The sequence below is a fragment of the Dyadobacter beijingensis DSM 21582 genome, from assembly GCF_000382205.1.
In the GTDB taxonomy this organism is placed as follows: Bacteria; Bacteroidota; Bacteroidia; order Cytophagales; family Spirosomataceae; genus Dyadobacter; species Dyadobacter beijingensis.
The window spans coordinates 998,475-1,019,543 of the sequence record NZ_KB907788.1 but is presented as its reverse complement, the minus strand read 5'-3'; the positions used below and the strand labels follow the sequence as shown (position 1 = coordinate 1,019,543).

The 21,069-nt window shown below is 51.6% G+C and carries 18 protein-coding genes; 14 read left to right on the top strand and 4 right to left on the bottom strand.

Annotated features, from left to right (window positions below):
* Positions 1–375 precede the first annotated feature (375 nt).
* The 6 genes from H144_RS0117800 (at position 376) to H144_RS0117775 (ending at position 9,230) form a co-directional block, all read left to right on the top strand.
* Positions 376–3,768, top strand: coding sequence for a SusC/RagA family TonB-linked outer membrane protein (locus H144_RS0117800; protein WP_019943453.1), 3,393 nt, complete (start codon positions 376–378; stop codon positions 3,766–3,768).
* 41 nt (positions 3,769–3,809) lie between these two features.
* Positions 3,810–5,495 carry a SusD/RagB family nutrient-binding outer membrane lipoprotein gene (locus tag H144_RS0117795; RefSeq protein WP_019943452.1) on the top strand — a complete coding sequence of 562 codons (1,686 nt, stop codon included), beginning with the start codon at positions 3,810–3,812 and terminating at the stop codon, positions 5,493–5,495.
* A gap of 143 nt (positions 5,496–5,638) precedes the next feature.
* Positions 5,639–6,049 (top strand): Rrf2 family transcriptional regulator, encoded by a 411-nt coding sequence (locus H144_RS0117790; RefSeq protein ID WP_019943451.1) that lies wholly within the window; start codon positions 5,639–5,641, stop codon positions 6,047–6,049.
* 66 nt (positions 6,050–6,115) lie between these two features.
* Positions 6,116–6,769 carry an NAD(P)-dependent oxidoreductase gene (locus H144_RS0117785; protein WP_019943450.1) on the top strand — a complete coding sequence of 218 codons (654 nt, stop codon included), beginning with the start codon at positions 6,116–6,118 and terminating at the stop codon, positions 6,767–6,769.
* 451 nt (positions 6,770–7,220) lie between these two features.
* A complete protein-coding gene (locus H144_RS0117780) occupies positions 7,221–7,877 on the top strand; it encodes an SRPBCC domain-containing protein (protein WP_019943449.1) in 657 nt (218 codons plus the stop codon).
* 30 nt (positions 7,878–7,907) lie between these two features.
* Positions 7,908–9,230, top strand: coding sequence for a putative porin (locus tag H144_RS0117775; protein ID WP_229207924.1), 1,323 nt, complete (start codon positions 7,908–7,910; stop codon positions 9,228–9,230).
* Here the strand turns inward: H144_RS0117775 and H144_RS0117770 are convergent.
* Positions 9,227–9,682, bottom strand: a complete 456-nt coding sequence (locus H144_RS0117770; RefSeq protein ID WP_033402734.1) for an SRPBCC family protein — start codon at positions 9,680–9,682, stop codon at positions 9,227–9,229. The genes H144_RS0117775 and H144_RS0117770 overlap by 4 nt on opposite strands.
* A gap of 134 nt (positions 9,683–9,816) precedes the next feature.
* On the opposite strand from H144_RS0117770, the gene H144_RS0117760 reads away from it, so the two are divergent.
* Entirely contained in the window at positions 9,817–10,263 is a 447-nt protein-coding gene (locus H144_RS0117760; RefSeq protein WP_019943446.1) for an SRPBCC domain-containing protein, read from the top strand.
* A gap of 70 nt (positions 10,264–10,333) precedes the next feature.
* Here the strand turns inward: H144_RS0117760 and H144_RS0117755 are convergent, their stop codons facing one another.
* Positions 10,334–12,451, bottom strand: a complete 2,118-nt coding sequence (locus H144_RS0117755; RefSeq protein ID WP_019943445.1) for a Tex family protein — start codon at positions 12,449–12,451, stop codon at positions 10,334–10,336.
* Positions 12,452–12,580: 129 nt separating this feature from the next.
* On the opposite strand from H144_RS0117755, the gene H144_RS0117750 reads away from it, so the two are divergent.
* The 3 genes from H144_RS0117750 to H144_RS0117740 all read left to right on the top strand — a co-directional run bounded on the left by H144_RS0117750 (position 12,581) and on the right by H144_RS0117740 (position 14,882).
* On the top strand, positions 12,581–13,423 hold the full coding sequence (locus tag H144_RS0117750) for a ThuA domain-containing protein (protein WP_019943444.1): 843 nt from the start codon (positions 12,581–12,583) through the stop codon (positions 13,421–13,423).
* A 6-nt stretch (positions 13,424–13,429) separates the two neighbouring features.
* Positions 13,430–14,335: a helix-turn-helix transcriptional regulator gene (locus tag H144_RS33360; RefSeq protein ID WP_084599976.1), complete on the top strand. Its 906-nt coding sequence runs from the start codon at positions 13,430–13,432 to the stop codon at positions 14,333–14,335.
* 97 nt (positions 14,336–14,432) lie between these two features.
* Positions 14,433–14,882 carry an SRPBCC domain-containing protein gene (locus tag H144_RS0117740; RefSeq protein WP_019943442.1) on the top strand — a complete coding sequence of 150 codons (450 nt, stop codon included), beginning with the start codon at positions 14,433–14,435 and terminating at the stop codon, positions 14,880–14,882.
* A 2-nt stretch (positions 14,883–14,884) separates the two neighbouring features.
* Here the strand turns inward: H144_RS0117740 and H144_RS0117735 are convergent, their stop codons facing one another.
* Together H144_RS0117735 and H144_RS0117730 are read right to left on the bottom strand one after the other, a co-directional pair.
* Positions 14,885–16,111, bottom strand: coding sequence for an RsmB/NOP family class I SAM-dependent RNA methyltransferase (locus H144_RS0117735; RefSeq protein WP_019943441.1), 1,227 nt, complete (start codon positions 16,109–16,111; stop codon positions 14,885–14,887).
* Positions 16,112–16,175: 64 nt separating this feature from the next.
* Complete coding sequence (locus H144_RS0117730) at positions 16,176–17,405, bottom strand: GAF domain-containing sensor histidine kinase (protein ID WP_019943440.1); 1,230 nt, start codon at positions 17,403–17,405, stop codon at positions 16,176–16,178.
* Positions 17,406–17,929: 524 nt separating this feature from the next.
* Here H144_RS0117730 and H144_RS0117725 point away from each other — a divergent pair.
* From H144_RS0117725 to H144_RS0117710, 4 genes are all read left to right on the top strand, one after another.
* Positions 17,930–18,367: a DUF2147 domain-containing protein gene (locus H144_RS0117725; RefSeq protein ID WP_019943439.1), complete on the top strand. Its 438-nt coding sequence runs from the start codon at positions 17,930–17,932 to the stop codon at positions 18,365–18,367.
* Positions 18,368–18,479: 112 nt separating this feature from the next.
* Positions 18,480–19,493, top strand: a complete 1,014-nt coding sequence (locus H144_RS0117720; RefSeq protein WP_019943438.1) for an LLM class flavin-dependent oxidoreductase — start codon at positions 18,480–18,482, stop codon at positions 19,491–19,493.
* A 36-nt stretch (positions 19,494–19,529) separates the two neighbouring features.
* A complete protein-coding gene (locus H144_RS0117715) occupies positions 19,530–20,477 on the top strand; it encodes a helix-turn-helix transcriptional regulator (protein ID WP_019943437.1) in 948 nt (315 codons plus the stop codon).
* A 67-nt stretch (positions 20,478–20,544) separates the two neighbouring features.
* On the top strand, positions 20,545–21,069 hold the full coding sequence (locus H144_RS0117710) for a DinB family protein (RefSeq protein WP_019943436.1): 525 nt from the start codon (positions 20,545–20,547) through the stop codon (positions 21,067–21,069).

The following is a 21,069-nucleotide window of genomic DNA, read 5'->3' as shown; positions in this document are numbered from 1 at the left end:
TTCATAAGTATTAAAAGTGTATTTTGTAACATACTTTTAATACTTATAATATATTTAATATGTATTAAATGAATAAAAATGATAAATAGGTAGTTCATAAGATACTTTTAAAAAGTTTTATACTATAAATTAGTATGTATATTACTTAACATTTAATACTAATAATATTCTTCAACTGCATACACAGCTCCGTTGTAGTGCTATCGTGCAACACCCCCTTACTTTTCACGTCTTTTAAAAAGATAAATAATTAGTCTTATATTAATAAAAATTCTTATTAAATTAAAGACTGATTCACCGCAGTAGTTCCGCTTACCCGCCTGACTTTTTTCTGCCCGATTTCATTTACTGCTCGTACCTCTAAACCTTGTTTGTATGAAGAAAATGTACCTTCTGCACAGCTCGCACTGGTTGCCCCTGCTGTGCCTGCTCGGATGTTGTTTTTCGCTTCGTGCGCAGAATGTGCGCGTGACGGGGACGGTCACATCCGCGTCCGACAATGCGGCGCTTGTCGGGATTTCCGTGCTCGTGAAAGGCACCAACAACGGCACGACATCCAACGCCACCGGCGAATATGCCATCACCGCGCCGACGGGCGGAACGCTGGTATTCTCGTTTGTCGGTTTTGAGAAACAGGAAGTGCCGGTCAATAACCAGAGCGTGATCAATATCGTGCTGAAAGAAGACAATCAGCAGCTCAACGAGGTGGTAGTGACAGCGCTGGGCGTGAAGCGCGAGAAAAAGCAGCTTGGCTACACGGTTTCTGAAATTTCGGGTGCGAAAATGGCCGCGACCAATGAGCTAAGCCCCATCAGCGCATTACAGGGCCGCATTCCGGGCGTGCAGATCGACCAGGGCGCGGGCGGGTTGATGGGTAATACCAAAATCCTGATCCGCGGTAACTCGACGCTCGGCGTAAACAACCAGCCCATCTTCGTCGTCGACGGCGTCATTCTCGACAACGATGTCTACGACGGCAGCAGCGGTACCCGCGACTTTGGAAATTCTCTCAAAAACCTCAATATGGAGGATTTTGAAAGTGTTTCGGTATTGAAAGGTTCCGCCGCGGCCGCATTGTACGGCACACGGGCGATCAACGGCGTGATCCTGATCACCACCAAAAAAGGCACACAGCGCAAAGGGCTGGGTGTGAGCGTTTCGCAGACTTTCAATATGCAGAAACCCTACCGCGGCCCCGATTTCCAGAATGAATACGGCGGCGGCACGGTGGGCGCATTCTTCACCGATACCCGCGACCCCAACTACAAACCGGACGAAAGCTGGACCACCAAAGTGTTCCCGACCAATGCACAAGGCCAGCCCTACATCGACCGTCAGCAGAACCGCGAACTCGAAAACTGGGGACCGAGGTTCGCCGGCCAGCAAGTGGTTGACTATGATGGCAAAATGACCACCTATCAGGCCTACCCGAACAACTACCTCGATGCATTCCAGACCGGCAAAGGCAGCCTTACCAACGTAGCGATCGATGGTGGCAATGAGCGTTCGACATTCCGCTTTTCTTACAACCGCGTCGACAGCCGGGGGATTAACTTCAAGAACAACCTGGGCAAGAATGCATTCAACCTGCGCGCGACGCAAAACCTGAACAAATTCCTCGTCGCCGACGTCACCGCGGACTATACCACCACCGAGGGTACTAATCCGCCGTCGCTTTCGCTGAACAACTACATCTGGATTTTCCCGCGTAACTACGATACCAATTACTGGATGCAGCGCGCTAACTACCTGGGTTATAATGGCGGCCTCCGCAATGTGAGCGACGTCAACGAGCCCAACCGCGTGCCAGGCGCCGATTACTGGTTCAATATCTTCGAAAATGATTACTCGCAGCGCGAGCAGATGGTGCGTGGGCGCCTGGCGCTTACCGCCACTGTCACCGATTGGCTCAAATTACAAATAGAGGGTAATTTCAACAACCTTTACACCAAAACCGAGATCAAAGAACTCGGCCAGGGCGTGAATTTCACGGGCGGTCGCTATGCGCTCGGGCATTCGACCAAGCAAACGAATTTCATGAAATGGCTCGCAATTTTTAACAAACCGGTTACGAAAGACCTCGATTTCAACGGCTACGTCGGCGGCGAATCGCAGCAGTACAGTCTGTCGTTCAACAATGCGGAAACGCAGGGCGGACTTTCCTATCCCGGCAATTTCTTCCTGGCCAACTCTGTGCAATCCCAGATTTCGACCGGCGGTATTAAAACGCGCCGCTCGTACAAGTCGCTTTACGCCAGCGCGGACTTTGCATGGCGCGAGCAGCTGTTCCTGCAAACCACCTGGCGCGGTGACTGGTCCTCGGCGCTGACGTACTCCGATGGCACGGGTAATAATTTTTACAACTATCCGTCGGCAAGCTTGTCCTGGATTTTTACCCAAACTTTCCATTCATCCCTCCCCAACTGGCTCACTTATGGAAAGTTGAGGGGAAACCTCGCGGCGTTGGGCGGCGATATCGAACCGTTCCTGCTCAATCCGGGCTTCAAATTCGGCGGTTATACCAATGCCGGCGGCTTCGGCGACCAGGCATTGTCTACTTTCAGCGCCCAATCGACATTGCAGACGAACATCAAGCCGCTGCGGAAAATAGCCAAGGAAATCGGACTCGAAGTGAAGGTGCTGAACAACCGCCTGGGCCTGGACTTATCGGTTTACCGCGATAATTCACGCAACCAGCCTATTCCAATTTCCGCCGCCGTCGAAACGGGTGTGAACAGCATTCTGATCAATGCAGGCAACATTCAGAACACAGGCATCGAGATCGCACTCGACGCGACGCCGGTCAAAGCAGGTGCATTTACCTGGAACAGCACTGTTACCTTCTCCCGTAACCGTAACAAAATCATCGAGTTATACGGGGATCGCGAGTATTACGCCCTGGCCGACGAATTGGGCGGCGGTAACGACCTCATTCCCTACGCCAAAGTCGGCGGCACGTACGGTGTGATCCGCACGAAAATCGCTGCTGCCCGTTTCCAGGGCACCGATGCGGGCGACCCGCGCAATGGCATGCCCATTCTCTCGTGGCGAGGCGACGCACGCGCGGCATTTCCGGCCCGCAGCAACGAGTGGAAAGATGTCGGCGACATCAACGCAAAATTCCGCGGCGGATGGGATAACACATTCAGCTACAAGCGCATATCGCTGAATGTGTTGTTCGATGCGAAGATCGGCGGCGATATGATCATCACGTCGCTACGCTACGGCACGCACACGGGCGTCTTCAAAAACTCGCTGCAAGGCCGTGACGCCGATCATGGCGGTATTGTCTTCACGAGCAAATTCGATGGCAAAACTTATGACGACGGCATTCTGCCGGAAGGCGTTTTCGCAGCCGGGCAAACCATTACCCAACCCGACGGCAGCAATGTAAACGTGGGTGGAATGACTTTCCGGGAAGCTTATGACAAAGGCCTCGTCGAGCCGACACATTTACCGCAATACAACTATCGCTACGGTTCTTTCTCAACCGCCGTGGGCGATTACTGGATTTCCGAGAACTCATGGATTTCCCTTCGGCAGGTTTCATTGAGCTATCAGTTCCCGCAGTCGATTTGCGAAAAAATCAAACTCAATGCACTATCGATCAACCTCGTAGGCCGCGATTTACTTTACCTGTACAACACATTACCGCTGAATTTCAACCCGGCGTCGAATTTCTCAAACAGTACCGCCGTCCAGAAAGAAGTAGGGTTCATTCCGCCGATGACCCGCGCGCTAGGCGTGACGCTTCGGGCTGCATTCTGATATAACAGGCTATTATTCCGTATTTTAAAAAGATATTTCCAATGAAAAATATATTTGTCAAATGCGCTGCCGGTACCGTTCTTGTCACCGGCCTGCTGTGGGCAACGTCCTGTGAAAACGACTTCGGGGACATCAACACCGACCCGAGCGTGGTCATTACGCCCGATCCAAAATTCCTTTTCACCTATTCGCTCAACAGCCTTGAATCTTACCAGGGCACGGAATGGATCTGGGAAAACCTCGAACAGCTCCTGCGCTTTTCGCAGCACCTTACTACCGATCCCTACGAGCTGTCGACCAATATCAATTCGCGGTATTCGGCCTATTATGCCAATATTCTGCCCAACCTGGTGGAGATACGGAAGCAGATCGACTTGAAAACCAATAAGGAACGCTTTCAGAAAATGCGGGCGGCGACGTTCGTCGTGGGGGTGCTCCACGGCCTGCGCGTAACCGATATGAACGGCTCCCTACCCTATTCACAAGCCATCCAGGGGCGCGACAAGCAGAATTTCACGCCTGAATACGACACCCAGAAAGCGCTTTACGACACCTGGCTGGCCGAATTGAACGAGGCCATTACCACGCTCGCTGCCGACCTGCCCGACCAGGAAAACTATGGCAACGCGGATATTATCTACCACGGCGACTGGATCAAATGGGTGAAAGCGGCCAATACGCTCAAATTGCGCATCGCATTGCGCTACGAGGGGCAGGATAAGGCAAAAACCCAGCAGATCTACAAGGAAGTCGCCGATAATGCCGTCGGCCCGATCGTGGAAGACGCCGACCAGTTTGCCTACCTCGATCCCGACTGGGGGCCGGTTGGCGGCGATGTGGATTACCGGAGCACGCGCTTTGCCACGAAGTCCATCATGACCTTCCTGAAACAGACCAAAGATCCGAGGCTGGCTATTTATTTCAGCCCGAATGATCTCACAACCAGCGCATTGGATTCGCTCAAAAAGTATAACCAGGCCCTGCCGGCATTCATCGACCGTGCAGATCCGCAGATCCGCTTCCAGGGCGGGCCTGCCGACTGGACGACGAATCCCACTGTGGCGCAGTACTACAAGAACCCGCTCAACGCAGGCAGCAACAAGTATGTGGTGATGTCGACGATCAACAGGGTGTTCTTCGCGCCTACGCGCAACGGCGGCAAAGGCACATTCCACGACTACATGCTCACCAGCGCGGAAACCTGTTTTTACATTGCGGAAATGATCCAGAAAGGCTATGGAACGGGCACGAAGATCACGGGCAAGGCGGAGGATTGGTACAAAAAAGGCATCACGTCGTCGTTGCGTACCATGAATTCCATTGCGGTAGCCGCATTGTCTACGACCGGATTGACGTCGAACGCCGATGCGGAAATCGCCGCTTACCTCGCGCAACCGGCCGTAAAACTGAATGGCACCAACGACCTGGAACGCATTTACATCCAGCAATACCTGAATTTCATGCGCCTGCCCACGGAAGCGTTCACATTCGTGCGCAGGACCGGTTATCCCAAAAATACGTCCGCATACTATCCCAGAGATGCCTTTAACGAAGTCATTCCGCGCCGCTACTGGGTCGACGAGCCGCCCCTGGGCACCAACAACGCCAACTGGCAAAAAGCCCAGACAGAGCAAGGATTTACGCCCAACGACCGCAACGCCGCAACGCTGAACAGCCAGCGGCTCTGGTTTGACAAAAATAACCCGGCATTCGGGCAAGGGTTGTAAGAAAAGGGAGGAGAGGGAGGATGGAGGAAAGGGAGGATGAATTTTCCTTTCCCCCTTTCCTCCCTTTCAAAAAACGCCGCTAAAAACTTGCATATGCCAACGCAATCCGCCACCTTTGTACTGTAACAAAAATAATTACAGTTATGAACAGCGGGCGCTTCGCTATTTCGGTGCATATTTTGACGCTATTAACCTTTTCGGAGGAAGAATGGACGTCGTCGGAATACCTGGCCGGGAGCATTAACATTAACCCGGTGCTTGTGCGAAAGGAGCTCAGTAACCTACGCGAACGTGGGCTGGTGAGCAGCAAAGAGGGTAAATCCGGTGGAAGCAAGCTTGCGCGAAATGCTGAGAAAATCTTCATGTCGGAGGTGTACGAGGCCGTGAAACAGAAGGACTTGCTCGGAAAGGGCATCAACTCCCCTAACCCGGACTGCCCCGTTGGCCGTAAAATTAACGACCACCTCGACAGCCTTTACGACGAAGCGGAAAAGACCCTGCTGACTAGCCTCGGTAAAGTTTCGTTGGCAGAATTCTGCCGGAAGTTTGACTGACTTTTTTTCAATAAAACTGTAACAATTTTAATATCAGAATAGTAATCCATTAAAATAGAATCACTTATGAAAATTGCATTGATTGGCGCCACGGGATTTGTTGGCACCCACGTATTGACCGAACTCGTTTCCCGTGGCCATCAGGTAACGGCCATCGCACGGAATACCGATAAAATCGACACGGGCAGCGAGCTCGTCACCGCGAAATCCGTGGACGTCACGGATGCCGACGCCGTTGCGGCTGCCGTAGCAGGCCACGACGCCGTGATCAGCACATTCAATCCGGGTTGGGCAAACCCTAACATTTACGACGACTTCATTGCCGGTGCGAAAGCCATTCAGGCAGGCGTGAAAAAGGGTGGTGTGAAGCGCTTCCTGACCGTCGGCGGTGCGGGAAGCCTTGAAATCCAACCCGGTTTGCAGCTCGTTGATACACCCAATTTCCCTGCCGAATACAAACCAGGCGCTACCGCAGCCCGCGATTACCTGAACATCCTGAGAACCGAAACCGAACTCGACTGGACATTCCTGAGCCCTGCCATCGAAATGTCGCCCGCACACCCGGGAGCGCGCACGGGCAAATACCGCACATCGCTGGACACGCCCGTATTCGACGAGCACCACCGCAGCAAGCTTTCGGTCGAAGATACGGCCATCGCCATTGCGGATGAAATCGAGCAGGGCAACTTTATCAGGAAGCGTTTTACCGCCGCATATTAATAGTACATTCAGTAAGTCAAAGCCTTACTATACAATTACAGCTTTTGAAAAGTACGATACATATTAAACATATTTGAAATATAGTTAGCTAAATACTTTAAATATGACCGGTAATATTGAAAGGCCGATACGGTGCATAATGTCAGCACTTATCGGCCTTTTAATATTTTATAGCCAGATTGCAAGTGCCGTTATCACTACACTTTTATCACATTCTATATTTACCAACTTACTTTACTTTCTTTTCATTTAATATTTTTTATTTTATTAAAAATATTATAAGTATTAAAAGTTATAAAAGTAATAGATGCTACAAGCCGCTAAAAATCAGTACATTCACAAAACCACCTAAAAAGTAACCGCAGAATAATGCCGACTGCCTACTAGTCCGGTGGCCGCTGGCTTGGTACTATTTTTAATTAAATTTGGCCGATCTAAACACTATTTACACATGGCAAAAAGAGACACACTATTTCAAATCGAAGAGCTTGCGAAGCTTTCGGCGAAGACGCTAAGAGACAAAACCGGCAAAGACTGGGACGAGTGGATCCTATGGCTCGACATGCGGGAGAGCGAAGAAAGTACGCACAAGGAGATCGTCGCGTCGCTGGCGGACGATGTCGAAAGCGCTTGGTACCGGCAGAAAATCGCATTGGGCTACCGGGAGGTGAAGGGCTTGCGCGAACCGGGCGAGGTCGGTTCCGGCTATGAAATCGGCGTGACGAAGACTTTCCCGATCCCGCTCAGGAAGGCATGGGAAGTAATGAGCTCAGAAGAAGGGCTTTCGATCTGGCTCGGAGATCTGACGAAAGGAAGGATCAGCCAGGGGGTATCGTTCAAAACGAAGCACGGCATTTCGGGTACCGTCAATGTACTCGAAGCGAATTCGCATTTTCGGATGGCCTGGAAACCGGCCAACTGGCGCAACAGCTCGACGCTGCAAGTGCGCGTGATCGGCAGCAAAGCTAAAAGCTCTAACAAAAGCGTGATCAGTTTTCACCATGAGCAGCTTCCCAGGGCCGCCGACCGTGCTGCGATGAAAAAGTATTGGGAAGAAAAACTATCCCAACTGGCTGAAATAATTAAGGGAAAATCAGGTTCTTTGTAGCCCGATTTTACAGCCACCAATTCTATAAAAATGACGTTCCGTGTTGCCGGCCTATTATTACTTTTTATACTTTTAAGCCATTCAGACCTTTTTGCCCAGCGCTTCCTTATGGACCTGGTGGATACGACCAACCAGATGGGCAAAGGTATGCTTTCCATTTACGAACGATATAACCGCGTGAGAATCAGCGGTTATATCCAACCCCAGTTCCAGGTTATTTCCAAAGAAGGGGCAGAAACATATGCCGGCGGAAATTTCTCAGGCCTCTCCAACAACCGCTTCATGCTCCGCCGCGGGCGCTTGCGCGTCGATTACGCGCACCTGAACAAAAACGACGACCCGACTTCCTATTTCGTATTCCAGTTTGACGGTACCGAACGCGGCGTGGCCATCCGCGACTTCTGGGGCCGGTTTTATGAGAACAAATTCCGGATTTTCGCATTGACGACCGGGATGTTCGCGCGGCCGTTCGGGCACGAGGTAAATCTGTCGTCGGCTAACCGGGAAACCCCGGAGCGCGGCAGAATGTCGCAGATATTGATGCGTACCGAGCGGGACATTGGCGTAATGCTCACCGTCACAAGCCGCAAAACGCAGGAATGGCACCAGAAACTAAAATTCGACCTGGGCGTATTCAACGGCCAGGGCATGTCGGGCCCGATGGACTACGACAGCCATAAAGACGTGATCAGCCGGCTCAGCATGAAACCGACGCAAATTCGTGCATTAGGCAACGCCACGTTGTCGGCCGCGGTGTCGGGTTACGCGGGCGGGATCGTGAGCCAGGGAAATGTATTGTATAAAACCGAACGCCGCGGCGGCGAATACCAGGCCGTACGCGATTCCTCCGCCGCCAACCTTCACAAGCTACGGCCACGCAATTATGCCGGCGCCGACTTCCAGCTCGCATTTCCCAACCGCAAGGGCGAAACCGAGTTCCGCGCCGAATACATTAAAGGACAGCAAACGGCCACCTTCGCCACGAGCGAGACGCCCGGCACTTACCCGGTGACCAATGGTTTGAAAGACCCGCTGTACAGCCGCAGCTTCGACGGCGCCTATTTCTACTTCCTGCAACACCTGGGTAGCCTGGAACACCAGTTTGTGATGAAATACGACTGGTACGACCCGAATACGAAGATCTCAGGCAAGCAGATTTCCGCCGCCAACGGCTTCGGTAAGGCCGATCTCCGCTACAATACGTTGGGTATGGGCTACATTTACATGGCTAACGAATCGCTGAAATTCGTGTTCTATTACGAGTTTGTCCGCAACGAGAAATCGGCCCTGGCGGGGTACGAAAACGATATTTCAGACGACGTTTTCACGGCACGCGTCCAGTATAACTTCTAGCTTCCGAACCGCTCGGAGAGCACTTTTTTGCGGTAGGCAAAAATCGTATTCACTTCCCGGTTCACGATTATCCGGTCCACGACCTTCCCGAGCAGCCCGAAAGGCACCTTATAATGCAGGATATCCTCCATCAGCACACCGCCGTCCTTTTCGGTGAAGCGGTGCTGATGGTGCCAGAATGCGTAAGGCCCGAAGCGCTGCTCGTCTACAAAGTACTGCTTATCAGCCACATGCGTGATTTCCGTGCACCATTTGAGCGGAATACCCAAAATCGGCTTCACGATATACCGGATAATCTGGCCGGCGTACATTTGCCTGCCGTGGTGTGCCGACGTGACCACAAAACCCATATGAGCGGGTGTGATGTCTTTCAGATTCGACGGATCGGAGAAAAACGCCCAGGCTTCGTCGAGACTGATGGGCATCCATTGGGTAAAATATAGCTCTCGCATGAGTTTCAGTTTGCGGAATATACGTTAAATTTAATAGTGCCGATCAAAATCCGCGCCTGAACCGACGCCAGGCCTTTTAACCTGCGCTGGCACAGTTTTCTCAGCATTCATCACAGTACTTAACTCCGAATAACATGAACAGAAAACAGCTTGCAACCACAACCATTTCTATCCATGCAAGCCCTTCTGCGGTGTGGAAGGCATTGGTAGAACCTGAACTCGTCAAAAAATACTTCCACGGTACGGAAATGCGCTCGGATTTCACGATCGGCAGCCCAATTACGTTCGAAGGTGAATGGCAGGGCCAGCATTATGTAGATAAGGGCGAGATCCTGCGCATTACGCCCGAGCGCGAGCTCAGCTACTCATTCTGGAGCCCGTTGTCCGGTACCGAGGATTTTGAGGATAATTATACGCATGTGACATTCCATTTGTCGGATTACCATGAGCATACCACGCTCGTGGTGACGCAGGACAACCTCGAAGACGACGAAGCCGTCGTGAAGGCGGAAGGAAACTGGATGAACGTGCTGCACGAACTGAAAAAGGTTGTGGAGGAAGAACGGCTGCACGTGCTTTGATTGCATTGCCAGAAACAGCCCCCGCCGGTATGGCACCGGCGGGGGCTGTTTTTTTAGGGAGTTATAAAATCTACAACTTCATCGACAATGCAATCCGCTTCCGGGCGAGGTCTACCTCGGTAACTTTCACCGTCACGTGCTGTTGGAGCTTCACAACTTCGTTCGGATCCTTGATAAACTTGTCGGCCATCTGCGAGACGTGCACCAGGCCGTCCTGCTTTACACCGACATCCACGAACGCGCCGAACGCCGTAATGTTGGTAACGATACCCGGCAGGATCATGCCTACCTTTAAATCTTCCGGCTTGCGCACCGAACTATCGAACTCGAACTTTTTGATTTCCGCACGCGGGTCGCGCGACGGTTTTTCGAGCTCTGCCAAAATGTCTCGCAAAGTGGGCAGCCCCACCGCTTCCGACACATAGCGCTCGATCTTGATCTGACGACGCAGTTCCGATTTTTGCATTAAATCCTTGACGGTAGTGCCAGTATCTTTCGCCATCTTCTCTACAAGATCGTACCTTTCAGGATGTACTGCGCTGTTATCCAATGGATTAGCACCATTTTCAATGCGTAAAAACCCCGCTGCCTGCTCGAATGCCTTCGCTCCGAGGCGTGGAACTTTCAATAATTGCTGCCGTGATTTAAAGTTTCCGTTTTTAGCACGAAAATCCACGATATTCTGCGCCAATGCCGGTCCAAGCCCCGAAACATAGCGTAATAAATGCTTGCTGGACGTGTTGAGATTTACGCCTACGGAATTCACGCAGCTTTCCACGACTACATCCAAAGCATTTCGCAATGAATTCTGGTCCACGTCGTGCTGGTACTGCCCCACGCCGATTGATTTAGGATCAATTTTTACCAGCTCGGCCAGCGGGTCCATCAGCCGCCGGCCGATCGATACCGAACCGCGGACGGTTACATCCTTGTCGGGGAATTCTTCGCGGGCGACTTCCGACGCCGAGTAAATGGAAGCGCCCTGCTCGCTCACCATGAATAAACCGATCTCCGCCGCCTGCCCGGAAGCGTCGAGCAGCTTCTTCACGAAATCCTCCGTCTCGCGCCCGGCCGTACCGTTACCGACGGCGATCGCCTCGATTTTGAATTTGCGGATGAGCTCGTTCACCCGTGCACCGGCGTCTGCGGGCTTGTCGAATGGATAAATGACGTGGTCGGCTACGAGGTTGCCCTGCACATCGAGCACCACCACTTTACACCCCGTTCGATACCCCGGATCTATCGCCAGCACAGTCTTCTGCCCCAGCGGCGAAGCGAGCAGCAGCTGGCGAAGGTTTTCGGTAAAAACCTGGATAGCGGCGACGTCGGCCTTTTCTTTGGATAAATTTGAAAATTCGGTTTCAATGGAAGGTTTCAGCAGCCTTTTGTAGCTGTCGGCAATGGCGATTTCGAGCTGGTCCTTGCAAGCCTCGGTACCGAACATAAACAGCCGGTCCAACGCTTCCAGTGCCGTGTCCTCGTCGGGCGAAATATCGACGCTCAGAATGCCTTCTTCCTCCCCGCGCCGTAATGCGAGCAGCCTGTGCGAGGGAATCTTGGCCAAAGGCTCCGAAAACTCGAAGTAATCGCGGTATTTGGCGCCTTCTTCCTCTTTTTTCTTCTTCACCTTTGACGTGATAATGGCGCCCTTCTGGAAAGTATAGCGGACTTTGGTCCGCGCCTCCTGGTTTTCGTTGATCCATTCGGCGATAATGTCCCGGGCACCTTGCAGCGCATCGCCGGCACTGGCGACCTGATCGTTCAGGAAACCTGCCGCTTTGCCTTCCGGATCGCGCTCTTTTCCCTCGAAAATCAGCTTTGCAAGCGGTTCCAGCCCTTTTTCAATGGCGATGGTCGCGCGGGTTTTTCTTTTCTGTTTATAGGGAAGATAAAGGTCTTCCAGCTCAGTCATAGAAAACACGCTTTCGATCTTCTTTTTCAGCTCCGGCGTCAGTTTTCCCTGCTCTTCAATGCTTTTCAAAATGGCCTCGCGGCGCTTTTCCACCTCCTGCTGTTTCTGCCAGGCTTCCTTGACGCTGCCGATCTGGACCTCGTCGAGACCGCCGGTCGCTTCCTTGCGGTAGCGGGAAATAAAAGGAACCGTGGCACCTTCCTCAAACAGTGCGATGGTATTTCTGGCCTGCTTCTCGCTAACGCCGGCCTGCTGGGCGATAAGGGTGTAATTCATACTTGCTAACGACATTGGAAGCGGCAAATAAAACGGATATTCCCAGTTTTAAAAACTAAAATTATCCCGAAGCCATTTACCGTTTATATTTGGCCGTTTATTTAACCTCATACCTAACCCCTTATCAAAATGAAGTACTTTTTCGGACGGTCCGCGATGTTCGCGGCGTTGCTTTCGGGCATGTTGTTTTTTGTCAATACTGCCCTGGCCCAGCAAAAACCCAGGTTCAAAGTCGTGGCCTTTTTTACAGGCAAAAACGACCGCGCCCACATCAGTTTCGTAGGTGAAGCACATAAACGCTTGCCCGAATTAGGCGAGAAAAACGGTTTTACCTATGATTCGACGAGTAATTGGGACAATCTCAATGCGGAATTCCTATCGAAATACCAGGTCGTGCTCTTCCTCGACACGCGCCCGGAAAAGCCCGGGCAGCGGGCCGCATTTCAAAAGTATATGGAGAACGGTGGCGGCTGGATCGGCTTTCATTTCGCGGCATTCGCATTGACGCCCTCCGCATACCCGCAAAACTGGGATTGGTACCACGACCAGTTCCTCGGTTCGGGCCAGTATAAAAGCAACACCTGGCGCCCTACTTCTGCCGTTTTGAAGGTGGAAGCACCGAAAAGCCCGGCGCTCAAAGGTTTGGGAAGCACCTTCAAAGCCTCCCCGAACGAATGGTACCGATGGGAAAAGGATTTGACCCAAAATCCCGATATTCAGATATTACTATCGATCGATCCGTCGAGCTTCCCGCTCGGCACAGGGCCAAAACAGCACGAAATATGGCATAGCGGCTATTATCCGGTAGCGTGGACGAACAAAAAGTACAAAATGCTGTATATGAACATGGGCCATAACGATATCGATTACGAAGGCAAAACGAACAAGGAATTATCTTTTACCTTTGACAACGAGGCGCAGAACCGATTCCTGGTGAATGCGATCCTCTGGCTCGCCGAGCGCAAAAAATAACCGCATATGGAAGAAAGGCAAACCCGGCAATTCGATCAGGGTCACATGGCCGGCATTACCTGGCAATGCGACGGCATTTTACTTGGGCATGCCGTATCACGCTTTACCGAATTGTCGGGTTTCCATTCCAAAAGCGCTAATAAGGATGTGGTACGCATGCATTTCGGGTTGAAAGGCGACTATATGTTCACCTATAACCAGCTCGGAAAGACGTTCGATCTCGTGGGCGGCCATCATAACATCATGTATTCCAGCGAGTTTGAAATGACGGTACAGGCCAAAACCCTGGAAATCGAGACATTTGGCATTCAGTTTCCAAAAGATGTTTTCATTCAATTTACCCAAACTGCCAGCGACCGGCTGAAACGCTTTTCGGAGGCCATTATCCTCGGCAAAAGTTGCATGCTCACCGACAGCTGGGGCACGATCAACTCGCCCATTCAGCAGGTAATCCAGCAAATTATCCATTGTAAATACGCCGACAGCCTCAAAAAGCTCTTTCTGCTCTCCAAAAGCATCGAGCTCCTCGTGTTGTGCGCGGACGCCTGCGAGGCTTCGGAGCGGAAAACCGACCCGTTCATCAAAACCAAAACCGATAAGGAGAAGATCATCGCCGTCCGAGACCTGATCAACGAACGCGTGCATTGCCCGCCCAACCTGTCGGAGATCGCGCATCATGTGGGGATGAACGAGTTCAAGCTGAAAAAAGGTTTTAAAGAGACATTTAACAATACCATTTTCGGCTATCTCACCGACCAGCGCCTCCACGTCGCGAAACAATACCTACTTGATACACAGCAAACTGCCGCCGAAATATCGACGCAGTTAGGCTACGCCACGCCCCAGCATTTCAACAATGCATTCAAAAAGAAATTCGGTGTCACTCCTTTTTCCATTAGAAATAATCCGTAAAACGCAATCGGGGACGGCGGAGGAGGGTGTAATATTGTCGTGCGCGCTGACCGCCGACTGCCGTCAAAGAACATCGTCCACCAAACCAGCAAACCAAATGTCACTAATCATCCAAAACGAAATCACCATTGACGCTCCCGCCACCCGTGTGTGGGATGCGCTTGTAAAACCTGAATTGACGAAACAGTATATGTTTGGCTGTGAAACTGTATCCGACTGGAATGTGGGTAGCGAGCTGCTATGGAAAGGGCAGCACGAAGGGAAGGATATTATCTGGGTTAAAGGCGAAGTAGTGGAAATAGAGCCGGGGAAACTCCTGCGCTACACGACGATCGATCCGCACTCCAACATCGACGACGTGTCGGAAAACTATCTTCAAGTGACGTACGACCTTATTCCGCAAGGCGATCAAACATTGTTAAAAGTCACACAAGGCGATTACAGTACCGTGGCCGACGGCGAACGCCGGTACCAGGATTCGTATAACAATGGCGAAGGCTGGAACCCCATCCTGATCGAAATCAAGAGGCTCGTGGAGGCGCAGTAATGCTATTTCCGTTCGAGGAGCGCCATGTAGAAGCCGTCGAAACCGTCGCGCGCGGGTGACGTGCGATGTTCGGAAACGAGTTTCCAATCGGCTTTGTGACGCCTGGCAAATGCTTGCACCTGGTCTTCGGATTCGGACGGCAGCACACTGCACGTGGCGTACACCATTTTTCCGCCCTTCTTAACCATTTTCGAATAGTTTTCAAGGATGTGCGCCTGTACTTTGCGGATCTTATCGAGAAATTCGGGTTTGAGCTTCCATTTGCTATCCGGGTTTCTTCGCAGCACGCCCAGGCCCGAGCAGGGGACGTCGAGCAGCAGGCGGTCGGTCGTTTCCGCGAGGTTTTCGATGATCTTGTCCGAACTGATCAGCATGGTAGTCAAGTTCTTAACGCCGTTCCGCGCTGCCCGCCGTTCCAGCTCCTGCAACTTGTGGTGTTCGATGTCCATCGACAGGATCGAGCCGGTATTTTGCAGCAATGCAGCCAAATGCAGGCTTTTTCCGCCCGCACCGGCACACGCGTCGATCACCGACATGCCTGGCTGAACGTCCAGAAATGGCGCTATCAACTGTGAGCCCGCATCCTGCACCTCGAAAAGGCCGTTTTTAAAGCTATCCAGCCCTGCCACATTGATCCGCTTCTTGACGATCAGCGCATCCGGCACACCGGGAACCGTTTCCGTCAGGTCCGCACTAAGCTGTTCCCGCAGCGCTTGTACATGGGCTTTCAATGTATTGACACGCACTACCAAAGGCGCGGTCCGGTTGAGCGCCGCCATTTCGGCGTCCCATTTGCCGCCAAGTTCCCGCACACCGGCCTCGTCGATCCAGTCGGGGACAGATTGCGCTAGTTTGCGGGTTTGCAGGCCTTCCCGGTAACGCGCTTCTACGGTATGGGGATCGATGCCTTCAAATTCCGCCCATTCGGGGAGCGTTTCCAATACTTCGGCACCAGCCAGATGCACAGGCTTGATCAGTTGCCACACACCCGCCAGCCGCCAGAAATCCGCTGTTTCCGAGGCTTTTTCTACCTGGGCGGCATATTTCACCAGCCGCCACCAGCGCACGAGCTCATACACGTTTTCCGCGATGAACGCACGGTCGCGCGCGCCCCACTTTTTATTGGATTTGAGGAGCTGCTCCACCACGCGGTCGGCCTGACGGTTTTTGACAAAAATATCCTGCAATGCCTCAGCCGTGGCCGCAACGAGTCCTTTATATAGTTTCAAAACTTTTTTTCCAGGTAAAACACGGGACAAAATTGGCGACTGATCGGCAACAATGCAAAATCCGCTAATAAATGTTCTGCGGCAGGTACACTTCGAAATTGGTCCCGATGCCCGGCTCGGAAGTGATGTTGATCCGCCCGGCAAGGCTGTCCACCAGATGCTTCACCAGCGCCAGCCCGAACCCGAAGCCCTGCTCCCCGCCCGTACCGTCCGTGGACGAGGCATTACCCAGCAATATGGCCTGAATACTCTCGTCACCAATGCCAATGCCGGTATCCCGCACCGAAATGTGCAGCACAGGCCGGGCCGGGTCGATCAGCAAATGCAGGTCCACCGTCACCGCGCCTCCCGGCGGCGTAAATTTCATGGCGTTGGAAATGAGGTTACCTGTGATTTGCAGGAGTTTGCTTTTGGAAAAATGAATATTCTCGGTCAATGGGCTGGTATGCACCTCGAAACGAATGTCCTTGTGCTTCGCCTGAGGCCCGTAAAGCTTCTCTATTTTATCCTTGAAAATGGTCAGTGTGAAGCCCTGCGCGATCCACACCTTCTGCGAATCCGGGGTTTTGGGAGAATCGTTGTGTGATTCGAGGATCTCCTCAGCCAGATCGAGGATGGAATTGCCGCTTTTGTGGATGAGGTTGATGAATTCAAGCACTTCGTCCATGCGATTGTCCTCTCCCTGATCACGGATGATCTGTGCGAGGCCAACGATGCCGCCCAACGGCCCGCGTATGTCATGCGCAACCTTCTTCTGGGTCTGGCGCGCTTCCAGCAGCTTTCTTTTCAGGTTTTCGAGCACTTTATGCGTTTTCAATCGCGAGACGATTTCGTTCGCAATGATTTTCAGTAGTTCGATCTTCTCGGGTTCCAGCGTTTTACATTCCTGATCAAGCACGCACAATGCACCTATCTGCAGGCCATCGCTCGTTTTGAGTGGGATTCCATAGTAATATTTCACGCGGGGTTCCCCTTTAACGTACCCTTTATCCTTGAAACGTTCGTCGAGGCTGAGGTCGCCTACTTCAAAATGGTCCGTTTCCATGATGGTGTACTGGCAAACGGAATCTTCGCGCAGCATCTGGTCGATGTCGAACCCGTAGTTCGAAATCGTCCATTGCGTAAGCGAATCGATCAGGTTAACGAGGGAAATCCTTGTCCCGGTGACCTTCGCGGCCAGCTTGGCGAGGTCCTGAAAAGTGACCTGATGGTCGGAATAATCAATATCCAGTTCCGAAAGGCTCAGCAGACGCTCCATTTCATTATCGGGAACGGGTGCTTTGATGATACTCATGATGCAGCTATTTATCTGGAATGCTCAAAAAAACGATTAAAAAAGACAACTAATTCTATAAAAAACAATTCCAGCCGATCAAATTCTACACGGAACAGAAAGAAAAATGTAACCCATTAAATACTACGCCGTAATGGAAGGGGCCCGGAACACATTTTGCTATAAAAATACCGCACAAAAGGTTCCGCGATAACGTCCGCGGGACAGCGCAATCCTTTCCGATATGCGTTCTTGGAAAAGTTCTGTTTTTGTAATTTCAATAACAGTCGTATATTGTCACACCAACAATCGATTAAGATAGGATTTTAACTGGTGATGGGCAAGCGGGGAGAGCGATTAACAGTGTTAAATACGAAATCTATCATTGTTAGATAAAAGACCGTCGTTAAAAACAAGCGAATTAGAGCCAAATTTGGCGATTCGATATTTGCAATGGTTAACAGAGTAAAGTTTTAGACAAATTTAAATTGCACATTTTTAAGGGCTTCAAAATCTGACAGTCTAACCCGAAGCCAGTTATCAGAATGTTAAAAATACTTTTTACTATATTTTTTTTCGTAAACTTCCTGCCCGCCGAATCGCAGATTATCGTGGCGGACAGGATCGTCGGCGAGTGGGTGAATGAAGAGAAAGACACCCGCATCGAAATTTACAAAAACGGGGAGGAGTATTTCGGTCGCTTGGTGTGGGCCGAAGACCTTTTCGAAGCTGACGGAAAAACCTCACGCAAAGACGCGCGTAACTCCAACGAGAAGCTGCGGGGCCGCAACCTTCTTCACGCCAACCTGCTAAACAACTTCGTCTTTAGCGAAGATATCTGGGACGATGGAAAAATGTATGACCCCAAGAGCGGGAAGACGTACAATTGCCTGATCCGGCTTCGCAAGGAGAAGATGGAAGTCCGCAGCTATGTAGGCATCCCGCTGTTAGGCCGGAGTACCTACTGGGACCGCGTTCCCTGACCTCCCCTACCCGTCGCCTGAACGTTACTATCCCCCGGGAAAGGCCATTTGATGCCCTGGCGTGAATAGAAACCAGGTATGCCGTGTTATGCTTCAAATCACTCTTGATCTTATGAAGCATTTCAAACTGGGTATTCTCGACCAATCCGTCGTCCGGCACGGATCGGATGTGCGGGAGGCCATTCAGGAAACCATTACCACGGCAAAACTCGCCGAAGAGCTCGGTTACAGCCGTTTCTGGGTTTCCGAACATCATAATTCAACGTTTATCGCAGGCTCTGCGCCGGAAGTCCTGATGGTCAAACTGGCCGGTGTAACGAGCCATATCCGCGTGGGTTCAGGCGGTATCATGCTACCTAATCACAGCGCATTGAAGGTGGCTGAAAATTTCCGAATGCTCGAAACGCTGTATCCCGGCCGCATCGACCTCGGCATGGGCCGCGCACCCGGCACCGACCGCGTTACCTCTTCGCTGCTGAACCCGTCCAATGATTTCAGTGAAAGCAGCTATCTCCGCCAGCTCGAACATTTGCAGCATTTTTTCCGCGATACGGCCGGCACGGAGCGCGGTTTTATTTATGCCACGCCGCAATCGCAAACGATCCCCGAGCAATGGATACTGAGTTCCAGCGGGGGCAGCAGCAAGATCGCCGCCCGCTTCGGCATGGGCCTGGCCGTGGCGAAATTCATCAACGGCTTTGTGAAGCCGGATGTGGTGGAAGAATATAAACGCCATTTCCGTCCATCGGACCAGCTGGAAAAGCCGAAGGTGATCATTGCTGCATTCACACTATGTGCCGAAACCGAGGAAGAAGCGGCATTAATGCGCAAAATGATGGATTATGTGCTCGTAGAATTCGAGCGCGGTAAATTCGGGCCGTTTCCTGACCCGGAAACCGTGCGGAAATACCAGTTCAATTCCGGCGAGCTGGAACGCATCCGGTACAACAGCGGGCGCATCGTTTCGGGTACGCCGGACTCGGTGAAAGAGCAACTGACCCGCCTGGCGACGGAATTCGAAGCCGACGAGGTGATGATCTCGACCATGGCCGACACCTTCGGGAACCGTGTCAAATCGTTCGAACTCATTTCCGGGGCATTTAATTTGAGAGAACCGGTTCTTTAACCTTAATTTGTGCCGGACATTCCTTCACCGACACCCATGAACCGTTTCGACCGCATTACAGCTATCCTGATCCAGCTTCAATCCCGCAAAATTGTCAAGGCACAGGACCTGGCGGAACGTTTCGAGATCAGTTTGAGGACGGTGTACCGCGACATTAATTCACTTGCGGAAGCAGGCGTACCCATTATCGGCGAGGCAGGCGTGGGCTATTCCATTATGGACGGCTACCGCCTGCCTCCCGTCATGTTTACGAAGGAAGAGGCGCGTACATTCATTACCGCCGAAAAACTAATGGAGAAATTCACTGATCTTTCGACACAGTCGCATTATCAATCGGCAATGTACAAGATCAAGGCGGTATTGAGAAGTACGGAAAAATCGATGGTGGAGAACCTGGAAAACCATATCGAGGTACGGCACCGTCCGGGGGCATTTCACCAGCCCAACAGCAATACGCTCGATATTTTGCTTAAAAGCATTTCCGAACGGAAAATAGCCAAAATCCTCTACGTAGCACTGAGCGCCGAACAGCCGGGAGAAAGGGTGATCGAGCCGGTGGGCGTTTACCACGAAAACAACTATTGGTACACCATCGCATTCTGCCATCTGCGAAACGATTACCGCAATTTTCGCTCCGACCGCATCCTCCAATGCGACATTACCGACCGGCCGTTTGTACACCAGCATGGGTCGCTCAAAGATTTCATGCACGACAGCTGGGAGAATGAAAACATGCGGCTCGTGCGCATACATGTGAGCAAGCGTGCGGCGCGCTACATGCGCGAGCAGCGGAGCTACTACGGGTTCGCTTCCGAGGTCGAAAAAGAAGATTGCATTGAAATGACATTCCTCAGCCCTTCGCTCGACTGGTTTGCGCGGTGGTATATGATGATGGCACCGGAAGCCCGGATCCTGGAACCGGAAGCGCTCAAAACGATTGTCAGGGGCCTCACCGAAAAAATTACCGAAAATTTAGGCCTTTGATTTTCCTGCTGACACAGGGTTGTCACAACCCTATCTTTTCTTTGTATTGTACCTAAACAAAGAAGCTATGTCAACGATAATTGAAATTCCGACCGCAGAAAAAAGTCTGGCTTACGCGATGAAAAATTTCGCTGATTACAACCATTGGGCCAACTGCACTTTGATCAACTGGCTTCGCACCAAACCGGCCGAAATCCTCGAAATTGAGTTAAAATCGAGCTTTTCGACGATTCGTCTCACACTCATTCACATACTTGAAACACAGCGCTACTGGCTCTCGGTCATCGATCCGACCAGCCATTATACCGGCCAGGATTTCGACGGAGACCTTGAAGCGACCTTTGATGCGCTTATGGCGCAATCTCAGGAGCTTGCGGAATACATTGAAAGCCTTTCGACCGAACAAATCCAGCGTGAGACGCTCGTCGAAAGCCAGTGGTTCCAAAGCAACTTTCCGAACTTCGAATATATTATGCACGTCGTAAACCACACGACTTACCATCGCGGGCAGATCATCACGATGGGCCGCAACCTCGGATTCACCGACGCACCCATGACCGATTACAACTTTTACAATGTCATGGCTAAATAA

Coding starts and splice junctions, on each gene's coding strand:
- H144_RS0117800 (WP_019943453.1), top strand. CDS start 376: ATGAAGAAAATGTACCTTCTGCACAGCTCGCACTGGTTGCCCCTGCTG.
- H144_RS0117795 (WP_019943452.1), top strand. CDS start 3,810: ATGAAAAATATATTTGTCAAATGCGCTGCCGGTACCGTTCTTGTCACC.
- H144_RS0117790 (WP_019943451.1), top strand. CDS start 5,639: ATGAACAGCGGGCGCTTCGCTATTTCGGTGCATATTTTGACGCTATTA.
- H144_RS0117785 (WP_019943450.1), top strand. CDS start 6,116: ATGAAAATTGCATTGATTGGCGCCACGGGATTTGTTGGCACCCACGTA.
- H144_RS0117780 (WP_019943449.1), top strand. CDS start 7,221: ATGGCAAAAAGAGACACACTATTTCAAATCGAAGAGCTTGCGAAGCTT.
- H144_RS0117775 (WP_229207924.1), top strand. CDS start 7,908: ATGACGTTCCGTGTTGCCGGCCTATTATTACTTTTTATACTTTTAAGC.
- H144_RS0117770 (WP_033402734.1), bottom strand. CDS start 9,682: ATGCGAGAGCTATATTTTACCCAATGGATGCCCATCAGTCTCGACGAA.
- H144_RS0117760 (WP_019943446.1), top strand. CDS start 9,817: ATGAACAGAAAACAGCTTGCAACCACAACCATTTCTATCCATGCAAGC.
- H144_RS0117755 (WP_019943445.1), bottom strand. CDS start 12,451: ATGAATTACACCCTTATCGCCCAGCAGGCCGGCGTTAGCGAGAAGCAG.
- H144_RS0117750 (WP_019943444.1), top strand. CDS start 12,581: ATGAAGTACTTTTTCGGACGGTCCGCGATGTTCGCGGCGTTGCTTTCG.
- H144_RS33360 (WP_084599976.1), top strand. CDS start 13,430: ATGGAAGAAAGGCAAACCCGGCAATTCGATCAGGGTCACATGGCCGGC.
- H144_RS0117740 (WP_019943442.1), top strand. CDS start 14,433: ATGTCACTAATCATCCAAAACGAAATCACCATTGACGCTCCCGCCACC.
- H144_RS0117730 (WP_019943440.1), bottom strand. CDS start 17,405: ATGAGTATCATCAAAGCACCCGTTCCCGATAATGAAATGGAGCGTCTG.
- H144_RS0117725 (WP_019943439.1), top strand. CDS start 17,930: ATGTTAAAAATACTTTTTACTATATTTTTTTTCGTAAACTTCCTGCCC.
- H144_RS0117720 (WP_019943438.1), top strand. CDS start 18,480: ATGAAGCATTTCAAACTGGGTATTCTCGACCAATCCGTCGTCCGGCAC.
- H144_RS0117715 (WP_019943437.1), top strand. CDS start 19,530: ATGAACCGTTTCGACCGCATTACAGCTATCCTGATCCAGCTTCAATCC.
- H144_RS0117710 (WP_019943436.1), top strand. CDS start 20,545: ATGTCAACGATAATTGAAATTCCGACCGCAGAAAAAAGTCTGGCTTAC.